This is a genomic window from uncultured Desulfovibrio sp., assembly GCF_944324935.1.
In the GTDB taxonomy this organism is placed as follows: domain Bacteria; phylum Desulfobacterota; class Desulfovibrionia; order Desulfovibrionales; family Desulfovibrionaceae; genus Desulfovibrio.
Genome location: NZ_CALUYG010000033.1, coordinates 1 through 16,564 on the forward strand (window position 1 = coordinate 1; position 16,564 = coordinate 16,564).

The following is a 16,564-nucleotide window of genomic DNA, read 5'->3' on the forward strand; positions in this document are numbered from 1 at the left end:
ACGAGGGCGGGGGCGTACAGAAACGCGGAAACACCCCCACGGGCGTGGGGAAGACATCTCCGGATACGTCGGGGCAAAGTACCCGGCGGAAACACCCCCACGGGCGTGGGGAAGACCGTTGTCCGTGGTAATGGTGTGGACGCGGTTGGGAAACACCCCCACGGGCGTGGGGAAGACAGGACAACGCCATAAAACGCGGGGAATGTCAAGTGAAACACCCCCACGGGCGTGGGGAAGACAAGCAAGTCTTCACCCCCGCAGTACGGACACGGGAAACACCCCCACGGGCGTGGGGAAGACGGCATGAAGGGCTTCGTCCAGCGCGGCATCGAGGAAACACCCCCACGGGCGTGGGGAAGACGGCACGACCTTCAAAGTCCTATCACCCGGCGAGGAAACACCCCCACGGGCGTGGGGAAGACCGTGTCCGGACCATCATCAAGAGAGATGGCCAAGAAACACCCCCACGGGCGTGGGGAAGACTGGGCCATCGTCAAGAGAAACGGGCAGCTCTACGAAACACCCCCACGGGCGTGGGGAAGACCAAATTGCGTGAGCTTCTGGACATAGGAGGTGAGGAAACACCCCCACGGGCGTGGGGAAGACACATTGGCCAGCAGGAAGTCTACACCAAAGAGCGAAACACCCCCACGGGCGTGGGGAAGACCGGCGCAGGCCGATCCGCAGGTGCGGGGGCTGCGAAACACCCCCACGGGCGTGGGGAAGACCTTGCAAACATACCCCGCGACATACTGAATCGAGAAACACCCCCACGGGCGTGGGGAAGACGGCTACATCCCGCAGGAGGAGGTCAAGAGCTGGGAAACACCCCCACGGGCGTGGGGAAGACAGCGCCACCTGCACCTGCGGCACCCCGAAGAAAGAAACACCCCCACGGGCGTGGGGAAGACGACGGCTCATCAGGGAAAACTCGGGGCAACGCGGAAACACCCCCACGGGCGTGGGGAAGACCACTGCACCCGCCCAAGGTGGGTTTGCTGTCGGGAAACACCCCCACGGGCGTGGGGAAGACCTTATGCTTGAACATTTATGTAGTCCTGATGCGGAAACACCCCCACGGGCGTGGGGAAGACCCGGCAGCTTTTGCGTCCGCAACTCTCCATCGGGAAACACCCCCACGGGCGTGGGGAAGACACAGAGTGATTAGCCATGCAATAAAGCGTGTCGGAAACACCCCCACGGGCGTGGGGAAGACCCTTGCAGGGGCTCCAGATACAAGGTGATATGCGAAACACCCCCACGGGCGTGGGGAAGACGATGTGGAGGAGACGTCGACAGTAAGCCCGGTAGAAACACCCCCACGGGCGTGGGGAAGACCGGGGCGGCTTTTTTTGTGCCCAGCCGGGAAAAGAAACACCCCCACGGGCGTGGGGAAGACTCCGGTGACCTCGGGTCAATTGACATCAACCAGGAAACACCCCCACGGGCGTGGGGAAGACCAGCAGTCTGAAGAACTTCAGAAAACTGAATGGGAAACACCCCCACGGGCGTGGGGAAGACGATGTCCAAGCGTGGTACACCGAGGTAGCTATGGAAACACCCCCACGGGCGTGGGGAAGACTCCTGAGGCCAATAAACAGAACCTCCTAAGAGGGAAACACCCCCACGGGCGTGGGGAAGACGTCGAAATCGTCAGCATCTTCAAAGCTTTCATAGAAACACCCCCACGGGCGTGGGGAAGACACATAAGAGTGAACTCTTTCTGAATCCCATCAGGAAACACCCCCACGGGCGTGGGGAAGACCCACTCTCGTGCCAACGGTACTCATCATATCGAGAAACACCCCCACGGGCGTGGGGAAGACGAGTTTGCGAATGCCCCGGACTTGAATACACAGGAAACACCCCCACGGGCGTGGGGAAGACGACGTGCCTCATGGCCTGCATCATGGTCAGAAGGAAACACCCCCACGGGCGTGGGGAAGACCTCCTGAAGGGGATATCTTCGGGTATCAGGATAGAAACACCCCCACGGGCGTGGGGAAGACGGAGATGCTCGGCTTGATGGATAGTGACTATGAGAAACACCCCCACGGGCGTGGGGAAGACCCCAGTGGAGCGATTGGTGGAACAGACCTCTCAGAAACACCCCCACGGGCGTGGGGAAGACTCTCAGCTCGGACAAGGTGTCGAACGTGCTGTAGAAACACCCCCACGGGCGTGGGGAAGACAAGTTATTGAGCGCTGTTGGCCTTTTGGCCTGGGAAACACCCCCACGGGCGTGGGGAAGACTGAGAGACCCGTCTGGAAAGATATCCAGACGGGGAAACACCCCCACGGGCGTGGGGAAGACTAATTTGCGCGGTCTGCGCTTCAATAAGCTCCGGAAACACCCCCACGGGCGTGGGGAAGACTCACATATGGGGTCTTGCATAGCACGGCAAGGCGAAACACCCCCACGGGCGTGGGGAAGACCCCTCTGGATACATTGGTGGAACAGACCTCTCAGAAACACCCCCACGGGCGTGGGGAAGACCTTATGCTCCTGAGCACTATCCCGGACAGCTCGGAAACACCCCCACGGGCGTGGGGAAGACAACTTCCTCTCTTTTGAGAGGTCTCATGCCTTAGAAACACCCCCACGGGCGTGGGGAAGACTGAAGCTGATCCGGACGTCGTAACCGATGTCGGGAAACACCCCCACGGGCGTGGGGAAGACACGGGATATGATGGATTGCGGATACACTTCTGAGAAACACCCCCACGGGCGTGGGGAAGACAGCGTGATTTTATTGCCTTTTTTTGAAGCGTTCATCCGTCCTTGTCGCGAACAAGTTGCAGGCCGTCCAGAAGGACGATCTCCCGTTTATGGTCTCCCCGGCCCAGGATACGGTAGCCGGGCGGTTCGGGCGTTTTCAGGAACATCAGCAGGCCGCTTTCCGGCGGGCAGTGTTCCTGCAGGTAATCAACGACCTTTTGCGCCACATTATCCTTGATGCCGGAGACGAAGACATTGGCCCGCGGCTCCACGAACCAGAGTTTCATTCTGCCGCGAACGGCGGGCGGCAGGTCATTGGCGATAACGACGAGCACTCTTTTCTCCTATCAGGGCATCTACATCCTTGACGATGCGTGCGATCAGATCTTTCTTGATCACCCGTTCCCGAAAGGCTGAGGAGACGGCGTATTTGTCGTACTTCCCGGCCAGTTCCCGGCACAGGAAAAAGGCCAGATCGATGCAGTGCTCTCCCTTGTAGAGGTCGGCAAGGTCATAGACGAAGGGGAGCGGGCTGCCGGAATGGATGAAGCCGAGATGCGGCGAATAGCCCAGACTATGGACGACGGAAGCGATGATGCCGTAAAGCGCCGCATTGGTCGCCGTGAGCAGCTTGTTGGCAAGGTCGCTCAGCTCGAACTTGCCGGGGACGTAACTCCGCCCCTTCCAGCCGACGCCGTACTTTTGCGCGGTCTCAAGGTACAGGTCCCGGACGCGCAGGCCCTCCATGCCCATGAGCTCCTGTAATGTCCTGCCCTGCACGTCCTCCCCCGGAAAGCGGCGGGCGAACATGGCCCGTGCCACGGCAAGCGAAAGCTCCGGGTCGCTGGAAAGCCAGGCCTGCCGCTGCACGTTGCGGGTGTGCGAGGTCGGGGTGGACCCGGCGGCATAAAACAGCAGACTGTCCTCCCCCACCCAGCACAGACTGCAATTGGCCGCGGCGGCGACCTTGACGGCCTCATGCGTGATGGAGGTGCCCGGCCCGAGCAGCAGGCAGGATATGGTCGCCACGGGCAGATGGATGCACGCCCCCTGCGCGTCTATCCATTTGATGCTGCTGTCGTCGATCTCCAGACGGCCACGCTCCAGATACAGGAAGGGATACTTATCCGTGACGCGCGGCAGGGTCTCCCGCGTGATGCGGACAAAAAGACGTTGCGAGAGGTTTTTTTCCCGTTCGGATTCCGTCATGGGCACTCCTCCTGTCGCGTAAAGGTCATGCGGCCCCGGCAGGCGGGGCCGCTCCGGCGGCCATGTTCCCGCGTGGCATCTCACCCCCACGGGCGTGGGGAAGACCCGGACGTGGAAGCCGTGGACATCGGCGTCCAGGAAACACCCCCACGAAGGTGGGGAAGACCGCAGCCAGCTCAAGGTCAACGATCCCCAAAAAGAAACACCCCCACGGGCGTGGGGAAGGTCATCCACGCATCAACGATACAGGGTGACTTGCCGTTCCGTATACTCTTTGACGGGCCCGAAGCGGAGCGGGACGTCCCGCAGCGTCCAGACCTCGTCGCCGTCGTCGTGTGCGCCGTCGCGCACGGTCAGCACGCCCGCCCTCCCCTTTTGGGCGGCCAGCGCATCGGCTGCGGCCAGCGCGTCCGCTTCCGCGGCAAAGACGCCGCGTCCGATGCGGTCCGACGGCGGGCAGTTGCGGCGGCCCAGCGAGAGTTCCCAGACCGGGTGGTCCAGCGCCTCGGCCAGCGCCTGCGCCTCGTCCGGCGGCAGCTCCAGCGCGCAGGCAAAGGCCATGTCCTGCAAATAGTGGCGATAGGTCATCTTGGCCCCGGAGCCGACGGGCTTCTTGCCCTCGGAGGTCCTGGGCACCATGAGGGTCTGCCAGGGGTGGCCGTCGTCATAGCCGCTGCCCACCATCTGGAAGTCCACCAGCAGGGGGGGCGGCTTTGCTCCGCCGCCCTCCTGCCGGGCATAGGTCCGCACGGTCTGCGTATGGGTCGCCATATGCGCCAGCCATTCCCGCTGCTCCCCACTCCGCCCGGCGGCGCAGCAGAGCAGGCCCAGCACGCCGGAACGGGTGGGAAAGGGGAGCGTCGTCCGGTTGCCGTAGCGGGAATCCGCTCCCCAGGATTGCAGCGGCCCTTCCAGCCAGAGGAGCAGGACGCTCATGCTGCCGGCTCCATGAGGCTGGTGAGGGTCGTGCGCAGCACGTCGCACACGGCGTCGATGGAAACGCCCTCCGCGCCGCCGTAAGTGACTTCGGCAAGCCGGCCGTAGAGAGAACCGGCAAGCTCCGCCTGCCGGGCCAGTCCGGCATCCAGCGCCTTCATGCTCGGGGCCAGCCAGCCGCCGCCCTGCGCCATGCGCACCGGCGTCTCAAAGGAAAGCTGCATGCGCTGGCCGCGCCGCACGAGGATGCGCGCGTAGTCCCAGGGGCAGGCCCCGGATTGCGTGCTTTGCCGCGCCGCCGGGACGGCCAGATAAAGCGCCCGGGTGAAGCCGTTCACGGCGCGCTCCAGATCGTCGCCGCCCAGATTTTCCCAGAGCTGGCCCAGATCGAGGGAGATGTAGCGGTAATAGGTGGCGGCATTGTATTCCAGCGTGCCCATGTGGCTGGAACCGGGCACGGCGTCGGAATCATCCTTCACAAGGCGGGTGTAGTCGTCCAGCGCGGTGAAGAACTCTATCTCATTGACCACCTGATGCGTGGACAGGGCATGGGCAAAGGCGGCCGCCGCCTGCACGTTGACCGCGGCATCCTGCGCCACCATGCGTCCGAACAGGGCGATGTCCAGCCCGTCCGCCGCGCTCCTGGCGCAGGACAGGCATTTCCTGAGTTTGGCCTTTTCCGTCTTGGGCAGGACGGGCTTTTCCGTTGCGGCGTCCCCTTCCTTTTTCCCCTTCTTGGGCTTGGCGGCTTCCAGCGGCAGGACAAAGTCCGTCTCCGCCGCGTAGGCCGCCAGCCGTTCCACCTCCTGCCGCGAGATGAAGAACAGCGTATCGTCGGTGAGGGCCCCGGCGATGGCCTCGCCGCACTGGATGGCGCGATCTTCGGGCGCGTCCAGCGCGCGGCAGGCGTCGGCGATCATCTCGGCAAGGCGCTTGGTGCGTATGCCCGTGGCAAAGCCGAGGTCATGCAGGGCCAGGCGCACTTGCCGCTTCCAGCACTGCGAGCTGACGCGCGCCCGCGGCACGCCGCCCACAAGGGCGCTCTTGGGCGCGCCCACGTCGTCCCGGTTGAGACAGGTGACGGGAAAGGATTGCAGGATATGGAACTCGATGGCGATGCCCTTCAGAGGATTGTTGTTCATGGTATGTCTTCCTTGGCAAAAAGTGGCTGAAAAATATGTTCGGGCCGCAATACGGCCGGATCAGACAAGAGCATTTTCAGTTTGAAACGCTTCACGTTTCAAACCATACGGCCTGGCGTTTTGCGGAAAAAACGCGGTTTTTCCGCTCACTTTCGGCCGGGCGGCGCTGTGCTGCCGCCTCGCATTTTGCCTTTTTCAAAGGCAAAATGCTCAAGGGGAACGATCTGCAACAGGCCGCAGCCGAAGGCGCGGGCGCGCCCGATGCCCTGACAGGCGGCCCGGACAAAGGCTTCCCGTTCCGTCACCGTCAGCTCGCCTGTCAGGGTGGCGCGGGCGATGGTGGCCGTGGCATCTCCCTTACGGAAGCGGTCCACCTGTACGTCCGTCACCTGCAGGGAGCTTTCCTCTACGGCAAAGCCCCAGCCGGGGCCGTGGCCGCAAAACCAGTCCGCTATGGCCTCACGGCCGCGCACCGGCACGATCCTGCCGCTGCGGTTCTCGCGCCGGACGGGGTTCACGATGACCTCGAAGGCATAGCGCTCCGCCTGCAGATAGCTTTCCGGCAGGGAGCGCGTCTCCAGCGTGCCCCACTGCGGGGCGCGCGGCGGACGGTCCGACAGGATGATGACCTGGTTCACGCCCTGCCGGACGCCCTTGTCGGCAAAGAGGATGCCGCTGCTGTCCTGTTTGTCCTCTCCCCGCACGTCGTCAAAGAGAGCGTAAACGATGCGGTGCAGGGAATAGGTATCCGTCCAGCGCAGGGCGTGCCGGTCGGCGGGGTCGAGAAGATAGCGGCTCAGCAGGCGCATGTTCCCTCCTCCGCTGTTTCGGCCTCGACGTCATAGCCGTAATATTCCTGCGCCCAGCGCAGGCGGATACGCCGGCGCGCGTCGTCGGAAGGGAAGGCCAGCAGTTCGTCCAGCAGGCGCGCATGACAGAGCGGCACTTCCTTCGCCGCCAGGAACGAAAGCAGCGGCCGCAGCACGCGGCAGACTTCCTCCTGACAACGGCAGACGAGCAGACGCCGCAGGCGCGCCGCGCCCTGCTCTTCATCTTCCACACAGTGCCGCAGGGCCGCGCCCAGGCCGAGGTCGCCGTCCTGCCCGCGTTTGTCGCGGCTCAGGGCCGCGCCGATGAGGGCAAAGGGCCGCCGTTCCTCATCCTGCTTCAGATTGACGCCCAAGGCGCAGAGGATGCCGTAGGCGTACGGCTCGGTATCGGGATTGTCGGCCCGCCGCAGGCGGGCGGCGAAGCCCTTGTCCTGCGCGCACTGTTCCAGTATGGCGGTCACGATGTGCTGTAACCGCGTCGGTTCCCATTTTTTCATAAGCTGTTATCCTTTGCCTGTTGTCTGTGTGCGCCGGGAAAAGGGGCGATGCCTTGCCCAGATCGTCAGCTGGCGGGCCGTCTCCCGCGGGCAGGCGCGGGCATAGCAGTCCCGCACGCAGCCGCGCAGCGTGCGGATGAGCTCTTCCCGCTCGTCCGGCTCCTCAGGGCCGCAGGCCGCCAGCAGCGACGGGAAATGCCGTTCCGCCAGCTGCCAGAATTCCCGGACGGCGCGCTCGGCCCACTGCGCGTCGTTTTCGGCCTTTTCGTCCCGGTAGTAGCCCGCGACGGCGGCATAGACGGTGCTCCCCAGCTGTTCCACCTGCTCCATGACGGTCCGCAGGTTGTGGAACCACTGTTCGTCAAGCGCCATCAGCGGGAGGGATATCTCCGACTCCACCACATCGTCCGCTCCGCTGAGATACTGCTCGCCCGCATTGCTGCTCAGGTGGATGCCGCCGGACCAGATGGCCGCCTCCTTCAGCGCGTCCGGGGCCGCCTGCCCTGCCCGCTTCAGGCGCGGCAGACACCAGTCCAGTTGCAGGCAGCGCATGCCCTGCGTCGAATCCGGCCGCAAAAAGCTCAGCAGCGCGGGCAGCATGCGCCAGGGGCGTTTCTGCGGATCGGCCCAGAGCATCTTGGGCTTTTTCTGGGAGCGGTCCCCGGTGACGCTGGGGTCCACCATGCCGCCTTGCAGATAGTCGGGATGCTGGATGCCCTCCACGCTGTGCACGCCCGCTTCGGTCAGCAGATAAAAGCGGGCCAGCGGCACAAGGCGTCCCATGAGGCTGCGCTTGAGGGCCTCGGCCACATCGTCCGCCTCGCCTCGCGGCATGCGCTCCCAGGGCGGCGTGCCCACACCGTTCTCGTAGAGCCGTTCTTCGGCCAGCTCATCCCGCGTCAACAGATTGCGCCAGACGGTCTCTCGCAGGGAGGGCCCCAGCACGAAGGAATGGAGCAGGCCCAGAGCGCAGATGGCCGGCCCGGCCTTGGCGCTGGAGCTCTTTTCGATCCCCGGCGAGAGCGCCACCGCCTTGTCCACCTTTTTGCCGCTGAAGCAGCAGGACATATTGACCAGCAGCAGGAGCGCCTTCTGTCCGTCGTCCAGGGGCCGTTCCACCTGCGACTGGAAGAGGACGGACGTATTGCCGCTGGCGATATGGGGCAGCAGGCTGCCGTAGGGCACGATCTTGGCTCGCTCCACGGCGGGGAACTGCAAAAAGGGTTGCGGACCGTAGAGCCAGAAGGCCTCATGCCACCGCTCCAGATAGGCAAGGCAGGCCTCGGCCAGTCCGTCCGGGCCGAGGGCCAGCCATTCGGCCTCGTCGGCGGGCGTGTGCGCGGCCTGGGCGATGGCCTGCAACAGCTTGAACAGGGCGATCTTTTCCAGCGGCGTGCCGCCGGGAACGCCCGGCCAGTAGCGGGAAAAGACCTCCCGCAGGCTTGCCCGTCCCGTCCCGGCAACGGGGATCCAGGCTTCGTCCACAAGGTTGAAGCGTCGTTCCTCTGTCATCTCGCCTCCTTTTTTCGCAGGCTGTAACCAAGCTCTTCATCGTATCGGGCGGGACGCGGCAGGGGGCTGCCGTCCTCGTGGCGCAGGCTGCCGTCTTCCGCCATGCGCGCCGCCCGGGCGTTCCACAGCCAGCCTTGCAGCCAGCCCGCCACATCACGCGGCGCGGCGTCACGGGGCATGCGTACGCTGTTGCGGGCAAGCGCCAGTGCCGCCTCCCGTTTCACCTGCCAGCGGGCAAGCCGCTCTTCCCGCGTGGAGAGGTCCGGCAGCGGCGGGAGCGTCAGCTCGCTGCCGTCCGCCAGCAGGAGCCGGCGCGCGGCGGCATCCCATCGACGGTACAGGAGCACGTCGGTCTCTTCCCGCTCCTGCCAGCGGGTGGGGACGTTATCCTCCTCGATGATCTTTATGGTGGTGGACTGTCCCAGCTGGGCCAGACGGCGCAGCATGTCCCGGCGTTCCATGAGTTCCCGGCGGACGGCCGTCACGGCGGGCAGCGTCTCTTCCCGTTCCGCATAGGTGGCCTCCAGCAGGGGACGGATGTCCTCCGGCAGGCGGACGCTTCCCCTCCCCTGCCAGACTTCCAGACTGCGTAACAGCACATAGGGCGCGTACACATGGCCGGACAGGCCGAAAGCGGCCTTGGGCCTCTCGACGGCCTCCGTCAGTCCGGGATGCAGCAGGCAGGCCCGACGGCGGGCGGCGGCGGGACGCGGCGTGCGCTCCCCGTGCCGCCAGAGCCGCCCCAGCCGCTGGAAGAGCATGTCCGTGGGACAGAAACGGCTGATGAGCAGGTCCGCGTCCAGATCAAGGGATTGTTCCGCCACCTGCGTGGCGACCACGATGCCGCCCGCCGTCCCGCGCTGCGGGGCCGCGGGATGCAGAAAATCCGTCCAGCGCGTTTCCTGCCGCTCCCGGTCGGCAGGCGTGAAGCGCGAGTGCAGCAGACCCACGGCAAGGCCCGGCATGGCGGCGGCCCGCGCGGCCAGCAGTCGGTAGCGCTCCTGCGCCTCGGCCACGGTATTTTCCAGCCAGAGCACGCGCTCGCCCCGCTCCGCCCGTTCCAGCGCCTCTTCCACCGCGTCCTCCTCCGAGGGATGGGACAGCGCGACCTCCGCCGTCGCGCCGCCCGCGCAGGGAATCTCCCGCGCCGGTGCGTCATTGGGCGCGGCGCTGATCAGGGGATACGCGTCGGCCCCGGCCGTGGCCCCGGGCAGCAGGGAGGCCCGCCGCCGCGCCGTGAGGGTGGCGCTCAAAATGATGACCGTGCAGCCCTGTTCCCGGAGCTGGGCCGTGAGGGCGTCCAGTATGGTCCCCGTGTAGGCGTCGTAGCTGTGGACTTCATCGAGGATGACCACTTTGCCGGCCAGCCCGAAGGTACGCAGGGCCCCGAAACGCACGTTCAGGGCCGACAGCAGCGCCTGGTCCACCGTCCCCACGCCGAAGGGAGCCAGTATGCCCCGCCTGCCGACGCTGAACCAGGCCTGACCGGGGGCGGCCTCCTCGCCCATGCGCTGTTGCCGGAAGCGCTCCAGCCAGGCCTGGCCGTGCAGGAGCATGGCCGTGCCGCCGCCGTCGAGGATGCGCTCCAGAAAGGCGTCGACGCGCGCATGGATGCGGTTGGAGGTCAGCCGGGTGGGCAGCGCGAAATAGAGGCCGCAGGCCTTGCCCTGCGCCAGCAGGCGGTAGGCCGCGTACAGGGCGGCCTCTGTCTTGCCCATGCCCATAGGCGCTTCCAGCACAAAGACGCCCGGTCCGCTGACCGCCTCATACAAGGCCGTTTGCGCCGGGCGCGGATCAAAGGAAAAGATGTCCGCGAAGCTCAGGCCGGGACGGACGCGCGGCCAGCAAAAACCGGCCTCGTCCACGGCGCGCTCCACCAGCGGATGCCAGTCCTCGGCGGGATCGTCAAAGAGCGGCCCGGAGGCGATCCAGTCCGCCGTGATGGTCAGGCCGCAGAGCATGCGCTCATGGCGCGGCGCGATGTCCGGCCAGCGGGTGGACTCGCCCAGCAGACGGCGGCAGATCTGATGGCGCAGCTCCCGCCAGTGCGGGCCGCCGTTGAGGGCGCTTTCGGCTATATCGCTGATGGTGCGCGCGTGATGCGCCCCCACGATGCGCGCCAGCACGGCGGGCGCGCCCAGCGCGGCAAGGCAGGCCCGGCTGACGGCGGCATGGCCGCCTATCCTTTCTTCCTGCACCATGTCGGCCCTGGCGAGTTCCGGCATTTGCCGCCAGGCGTCGCCCGTTATCTTTTCGTAAAGTTTGGCTTGAAACGGAGGATAGACCTTGCCCACATCGTGCAGGCGGGCGGGGATGTCCGCCCCCGGCGGCAGCAGGCCCGGCACAACGGCCTCAAGGCGCGCGGCCAGACAGGCGGCGACAGCGCCCGCGATGCGGCAATGATCCTCGACGGTGCGCCCGGCGGCGCAGCCGTCGGTGAGCGTGCGCGTCTTGGCAAGACAGCGCTCCGGCGGGAGCGCGGGGACTGGCGGGGACGTGGCGGCTGTGGCGGTATGCGGAGCTTTCATATCTCCACATATAACAGGCTATACCTATTTTGTGAAGCGAAGCGGGACGCCGGCAATACCGGAATCCGGCCCCTTTCTGTCAGCACCGGCCCCCCTGCCGCTGTTCCCGGCGGCGGGCGACGGCCTGCTGCCAGATGTTTTCCCGCATCAGGGTACGGAGGAAGTCCAGGGCGTCCGGGGTGGCGAGCAGATCGCGGAAGGACGGGCTGCCGTGTCTGAGGGCCATGCCCGCGCCGGTCTGGAAGGCCTTCTGGTAGAGCATGTCCCAGGTGGGGCGGCTGCCGGTCTCCGCAAGGCCGATCAGGCGCGTGTCGGCGTCCAGCACGCTGTTTTGCAGTGTGGCGAAATGCTTCACCTGTTCGGCGGGAGTGAAGGCCGTGCCGAAACGCTGGTTGAACTTGTCCACGATGTCGGAGAGGCTGGCGAATTCCCTGGGGGCCGGTGCGTCCGTTTCGCCCCTGATGGCCGCGAAGCCGGACGCCGAGGGGAGGATGATTGACAGGAGATTGAATATTTATTATTTTTATAATAAATCTCTGATCATGGAGGGCCACATGCTGAACGGGACAGAAGTCGCCAATCTGTTACGGGAACGGGGTTTTACTCATATTTACCATGCCAACACTGCCGCCACTGCGTTGAGCTTTCTGCGGAATGGAGGGTTGCTCTCGCGGCAATATGTGGAAAGCAGTCCGGCGACATCTTTCCAGACGATTCAGGCATCCGATACGAAGGACAAGCAGTTTGGCATTTATAATGATATTTTTTTTGATGCAAAAAATATCTGGGAATGCAACTGCATATGCTTTTATGGACCAGTTATTTTCGAATATGCTATACAAGTATTGGAGGGAAAGAGTAATGTTGCCATAATGAAAAAAAATCCGCAAAATTGTGAAAGTGAGCCTGAATATTTCTCGAGTTTTCTTGAAGTTACCGAAAAACACTTTGTCCCTGAATATTGGGAATTCGGCGAGCATATCACTTTGCGTCATCAGTCAAAAGTTGACTTTACATATCTTCAGCGCGTCATCGTCTACATGCCGCCGGAAAATATCGATTTGAGCATCAGTGATCCTCGAAATAGTCCTTATGACGCCTGCGAAGATCTGCGCCGCGCATGTTCAGCTCATCGCATTGCACATGAGGCGAAGCAGATGACCAAAGCACAGTGGGATGCCATAACCGCTGTTGGTCGCTTTTACGGTTTCAGGTCGTGTGTCCCTTGCTGCGTATCATAACCTTTCAAAAACGGATCCCCGATGGGGGAAGAACATGCGCTCATAAAGTTTGGCGGCGTAGTCATCCGTCATGCCGGCGACATAATCACAGATGATGCGATCACGGAGGGTGGCATCACTGTTGCGATAGATTTCCCTGGTCGTCTCGGGCAGGAATCGCTCCGGGTCCATGCTCAAGGCATCAAAAAGCTCAATGACGATGCGCTGCCCCTTGAATTCCAGTTGCTGAACGGAAGGCGACTTGATGACCAGTGTGGTAACGATTTTTCCGAGATATTTTTGCAGCCGGGAAAAAGGCTCCTCAAGGTGCGCATTCAGCGCAAGCAGCTCGGAGGAAAAATTCGGGTCATAGTGCAGCCGGCAATGGATGATGCAAAGATGGATCAGGCGGCCGATACTTGCCTTGCGTGTACAGGGATCAGCAGAAAAAAGATTTTGAAGGGTCGTGCTGATGGAGTCGCAGCCTGGGAATTCCTTTTGCAGGTCGCTGTCGATCTCTTTCAGGAAAGCATCCGTGCCGCCGATCTTTTCCAGCGCTGGCCAAAAGTTTTCCCGTGTGATGAGTTTGAGCGAAATGGCATCTTCCAGGTCATGGACGCTGTAGCAGATATCGTCGGCTATCTCCATGATGGAGGCATCCAGCGAATGGTAGTAGCGGAGTTTCCCCTCCTCATACGGGGGATCGATGAAGCGCCGCTTGTCTTCTTCACTCAGGGGATCGAGTATCCATTCGACGACATCTTGTTCCGTATCCAGATAGCATTTCGGTGGTTTATAGTCGTCTTTCTTGATCAGCCAGGGGATGCTGGGCGGCTGGGGATAGTCCAGGCCCAAGCGCTTGCAGGCCGTACCATATGAAACAGGATATTTGAGCACGCCCAGCAGCAGACGCCGCGTAGGGTTGAGCCCATGATCCCGCACATATTTTTCCAGTAGTGCGAGGATACGCAGGGTCTGGCCGTTCCCCTCAAAGCCGCCCTTATCACGCATGCAATAATTCAGGGCCGCTTCCCCTCCGTGCCCATAGGGCGGATGCCCTAGGTCATGCGCCAGACCAATGGCGCTGCTCAACTGAGCATCAAACAACCCGCGTATACGGTACCGAGTAAAGGGGACCGCAGCAATGGGGGAATACACGTTACCGGTCTGCCACTGGCGAAGCCAATCAGCAATAGCTGCGCTGACTTGCGCAACTTCCATGGAGTGCGTCAGGCGGGTACGATAAAAATCACTGTCGCCCAAGCCAAGGACCTGCGTTTTTCCCTGAAGACGTCGGAAAGCCGCACAGTGGACGATACGGGCAAAATCCCGGCTGTATGCATCGCGCGGCTCATTTTCCCGTTCGATATTTTTTCCCCGGCGCATTGTCCACAGGTCATTTGCTTGTATGGGCATCTTGGTCATCTCCTCTGAGGGTTTGCTCTCGTTGGACAAGATCCTCATCCATTAAAGCTTATGCATATTTATAAGTATATACTTATTGCGTCCTAGGGGCAATAGGACGGGAAGGGAGCATTTTGCTTGCGGGCAGATTGCCAAACGAAAGTTGACACAAACCGTATCTTCGGGAAATTCCTGCCGCAGGCGCCCCGCAATTTGCTCCGGGGACCAATAACTCCTCAATCTATCTTTTGAGGCACGCCAGTCGGCCAGCCTTTGAGCGGCCTGTGCATCATACCTGCCGTTTTTATTGGCGTTTCGTCGAACTTCCTTTGAAATGGCCGCCGGGCTGTAGCCGAGGAGATCGGCGATGCTCCTGAGGGATTTTTCCCCCAGAAGCCGCTCTATGATTTCTCTGTGAGTTTTGGTAAGGTGTTTTTGCCCCATGACAGTTCCTCGTTGTTGAGGTGTTTGTTTGCAAAATAACTGCCATGGGGCTTTCTTTTTTTGGCAAGCCCTCTGTAATTTTCAATTTACAATCTGCCGACCCGCACCATATGTGGAAACGGAAGACACGCACGCCATACGCCGGATAGCCTCATGATGTCCCTTGCCTCAGGGCCCTCGTCATTCATGCGACGGGGGCCCTGTTGTCGTGCGGCCGCGGATCATCGTCCGCGACAAGGCGGAGGACGTTTTTTTGACTTCCTGTGAGAAACGTGATACCCGCATGCCCTCGATACGGGGAACTGTGCGGTGGGTATGGCGTTTTCCCGGCGTGCATGGAGAAGCGTTCAGCGGATCCCATGCGGGAGAGCCGGCACGACCGCTCAGGTGTGGAGCAAGGGCAAAAGCCCGCATGGGCATGGGGCGTTTTGCGGGGAGCGGTTTGGCCATTTGGTGGGATCGTCAGCCTCACAACAAGGAAAAGCTATGGCGGTCGGAGTCCTTCCCATTCGGCATGATGGCGTCTTGCTCGCCCTTATCATTCCGGCGGATTACCATGCGGAGGGGATACACTTTTTTACGCCTGGGAGTTTTTCCCAGCAGCTGGGGTACATGCGCCATCCCGCAGGCCATGCGATCCTCCCGCACGATCACAACCCTGTGCCGCGCACGGTCGAATGGACGCAGGAAGTCCTTTTCGTGCGCTCGGGGAAAGTGCGTCTGGACATTTACGCGCCCGGCAGCCGGGCCTATCTGGAAAGCCGGGTGCTGCTGCCCGGCGATGTGGTGTTGCTGGCCCACGGCGGGCACGGCTTTACCATGCTGGAGCCTTCGGAAATGATCGAGGTCAAGCAGGGGCCGTATGCCGGAGAGCAGGACAAGGAACGCTTTGCGCCCGCGGCGGCCGGATCCCTCCGCATCATCGGCTAGGCGCAAGCCGAAATCGCTTCCCAGGACGACGAACATACCATGAAAAAAGCACTGATCACCGGCATTACCGGTCAAGACGGCGCCTATCTGGCCGAATTCCTCCTGAACAAGGGCTATGAAGTCCACGGCATCAAGCGCCGCTCCTCCCTGTTCAATACGGATCGTATCGACCATCTGTATCAGGGCCCGCATCAGAAGGGCCGAAAGTTCGTACTACACTACGGCGATCTGTCCGACGCCGGCAACCTCATCCGCATCATGCAGGAGGTGCGGCCGGACGAAGTCTACAATCTGGCGGCTCAGAGCCATGTGCAGGTCTCCTTCGAGTCGCCCGAATATACGGCCAATGTGGATGCCCTCGGTACCCTGCGCCTGCTGGAGGCCATCCGTATGCTGGGGCTGGAAAAGACGACGCGTTTTTATCAGGCGTCCACATCCGAGCTGTTCGGCAAGGTGCAGGAGATCCCGCAAAGGGAGACCACGCCCTTCTATCCGCGCTCGCCCTACGCCTGCGCCAAGCTCTATTCCTACTGGATCACGGTCAATTACCGGGAAGCCTACGGCATGTACGCCTGTAACGGCATCCTGTTCAACCATGAATCCCCCGTACGCGGCGAGACCTTCGTGACCCGCAAGATCACCCGCGCTCTGGCGCGTATCCTGCTGGGGCTTTCGTCCTGCCTCCATCTGGGCAACATGAACGCCCGGCGCGACTGGGGCCATGCCCGCGACTATGTGGAGATGCAGTGGCTCATGTTGCAGCAGGAACAGCCGGAAGACTTCGTCATCGCCACGGGCCGTCAGTTCTCGGTGCGGGATTTCGTCAATGTGGCCGCCGCCGATCTGGGCCTGAGCCTTCAGTGGCAGGGCGAAGGCGTCAACGAGACCGCCACCGTCACGGCCATCGACGCCGACAGAGCCGCGCAGGCCGCACAGGGCAAGGCGGTCGGCATCAGGGTCAATGTCGGGGATGTCATCGTGCGGGTGGATCCGCGCTATTTCCGGCCGACAGAGGTGGAGACCCTGCTGGGCGACCCGGCCAGGGCTCAGGCGAAACTGGGCTGGGCCCCGCGCACGACCTTCGAGGAGATGGTGGAGGAGATGACCCGCCACGACCTTCAGCTGGCCCTGCGTGACGCCGTGGTGGCAGGCGCGGGCTTCACCAGCTACAAGCACGAGGAATGACGCGGCCC

The 16,564-nt window shown here is 62.7% G+C and carries 14 protein-coding genes and 1 CRISPR repeat array; of the genes, 3 read left to right on the plus strand and 11 right to left on the minus strand.

Annotation, left to right across the window (positions count from 1 at the left end; all coding sequences use genetic code 11):
• Positions 1-27: 27 nt before the first annotated feature.
• Positions 28-2,741: a CRISPR direct-repeat array (repeat unit 28 nt; unit sequence GAAACACCCCCACGGGCGTGGGGAAGAC).
• 31 nt (positions 2,742-2,772) lie between these two features.
• From cas2e to Q0J54_RS08600, 9 genes are all read right to left on the minus strand, one after another.
• Positions 2,773-3,054, minus strand: coding sequence for a type I-E CRISPR-associated endoribonuclease Cas2e (gene cas2e / locus Q0J54_RS08560; protein ID WP_296305052.1), 282 nt, complete (start codon positions 3,052-3,054; stop codon positions 2,773-2,775).
• Positions 3,032-3,928, minus strand: coding sequence for a type I-E CRISPR-associated endonuclease Cas1e (cas1e, locus tag Q0J54_RS08565; RefSeq protein WP_296305053.1), 897 nt, complete (start codon positions 3,926-3,928; stop codon positions 3,032-3,034). The genes cas2e and cas1e overlap by 23 nt, the downstream gene beginning before the upstream one ends.
• Positions 3,929-4,165: 237 nt before the next feature.
• Complete coding sequence (gene cas5e, locus Q0J54_RS08570; protein ID WP_296305054.1) at positions 4,166-4,864, minus strand: type I-E CRISPR-associated protein Cas5/CasD; 699 nt, start codon at positions 4,862-4,864, stop codon at positions 4,166-4,168.
• The gene (cas7e, locus tag Q0J54_RS08575) at positions 4,861-6,006 is read right to left on the minus strand and encodes a type I-E CRISPR-associated protein Cas7/Cse4/CasC (protein WP_296305055.1); all 1,146 of its coding nucleotides are present in this window, start codon (positions 6,004-6,006) and stop codon (positions 4,861-4,863) included. The genes cas5e and cas7e overlap by 4 nt, the downstream gene beginning before the upstream one ends.
• A 146-nt stretch (positions 6,007-6,152) precedes the next feature.
• Positions 6,153-6,815, minus strand: coding sequence for a type I-E CRISPR-associated protein Cas6/Cse3/CasE (cas6e, locus tag Q0J54_RS08580; RefSeq protein WP_296305056.1), 663 nt, complete (start codon positions 6,813-6,815; stop codon positions 6,153-6,155).
• Entirely contained in the window at positions 6,803-7,333 is a 531-nt protein-coding gene (gene casB / locus Q0J54_RS08585) for a type I-E CRISPR-associated protein Cse2/CasB (RefSeq protein ID WP_296305057.1), read from the minus strand. Before casB ends, cas6e begins: the two co-directional genes overlap by 13 nt.
• A 6-nt stretch (positions 7,334-7,339) precedes the next feature.
• Positions 7,340-8,845, minus strand: a complete 1,506-nt coding sequence (gene casA, locus Q0J54_RS08590) for a type I-E CRISPR-associated protein Cse1/CasA (protein WP_296305058.1) — start codon at positions 8,843-8,845, stop codon at positions 7,340-7,342.
• Entirely contained in the window at positions 8,842-11,373 is a 2,532-nt protein-coding gene (gene cas3 / locus Q0J54_RS08595; RefSeq protein ID WP_296305059.1) for a CRISPR-associated helicase Cas3', read from the minus strand. The genes casA and cas3 overlap by 4 nt, the downstream gene beginning before the upstream one ends.
• 79 nt (positions 11,374-11,452) lie before the next feature.
• A complete protein-coding gene (locus Q0J54_RS08600) occupies positions 11,453-11,779 on the minus strand; it encodes a hypothetical protein (protein WP_296305060.1) in 327 nt (108 codons plus the stop codon).
• Here Q0J54_RS08600 and Q0J54_RS08605 point away from each other — a divergent pair.
• Positions 11,751-12,614 (plus strand): hypothetical protein, encoded by an 864-nt coding sequence (locus tag Q0J54_RS08605; RefSeq protein ID WP_296305061.1) that lies wholly within the window; start codon positions 11,751-11,753, stop codon positions 12,612-12,614. The two genes, Q0J54_RS08600 and Q0J54_RS08605, sit on opposite strands and share 29 nt — an antisense overlap.
• Here Q0J54_RS08605 and Q0J54_RS08610 read toward each other — a convergent pair.
• Positions 12,609-14,009, minus strand: coding sequence for an anti-phage deoxyguanosine triphosphatase (locus Q0J54_RS08610; RefSeq protein WP_296305062.1), 1,401 nt, complete (start codon positions 14,007-14,009; stop codon positions 12,609-12,611). The genes Q0J54_RS08605 and Q0J54_RS08610 overlap by 6 nt on opposite strands.
• 51 nt (positions 14,010-14,060) lie before the next feature.
• Positions 14,061-14,441 carry a helix-turn-helix domain-containing protein gene (locus Q0J54_RS08615; protein ID WP_296305063.1) on the minus strand — a complete coding sequence of 127 codons (381 nt, stop codon included), beginning with the start codon at positions 14,439-14,441 and terminating at the stop codon, positions 14,061-14,063.
• 612 nt (positions 14,442-15,053) lie between these two features.
• Between Q0J54_RS08615 and Q0J54_RS08620 the strand changes: the two genes are divergently transcribed.
• Both Q0J54_RS08620 and gmd read left to right on the plus strand, forming a co-directional pair.
• Positions 15,054-15,371 carry a hypothetical protein gene (locus Q0J54_RS08620; protein ID WP_296305064.1) on the plus strand — a complete coding sequence of 106 codons (318 nt, stop codon included), beginning with the start codon at positions 15,054-15,056 and terminating at the stop codon, positions 15,369-15,371.
• Between the two features lie 39 nt (positions 15,372-15,410).
• Entirely contained in the window at positions 15,411-16,556 is a 1,146-nt protein-coding gene (gene gmd, locus Q0J54_RS08625; protein ID WP_296305065.1) for a GDP-mannose 4,6-dehydratase, read from the plus strand.
• Positions 16,557-16,564 lie beyond the last annotated feature (8 nt).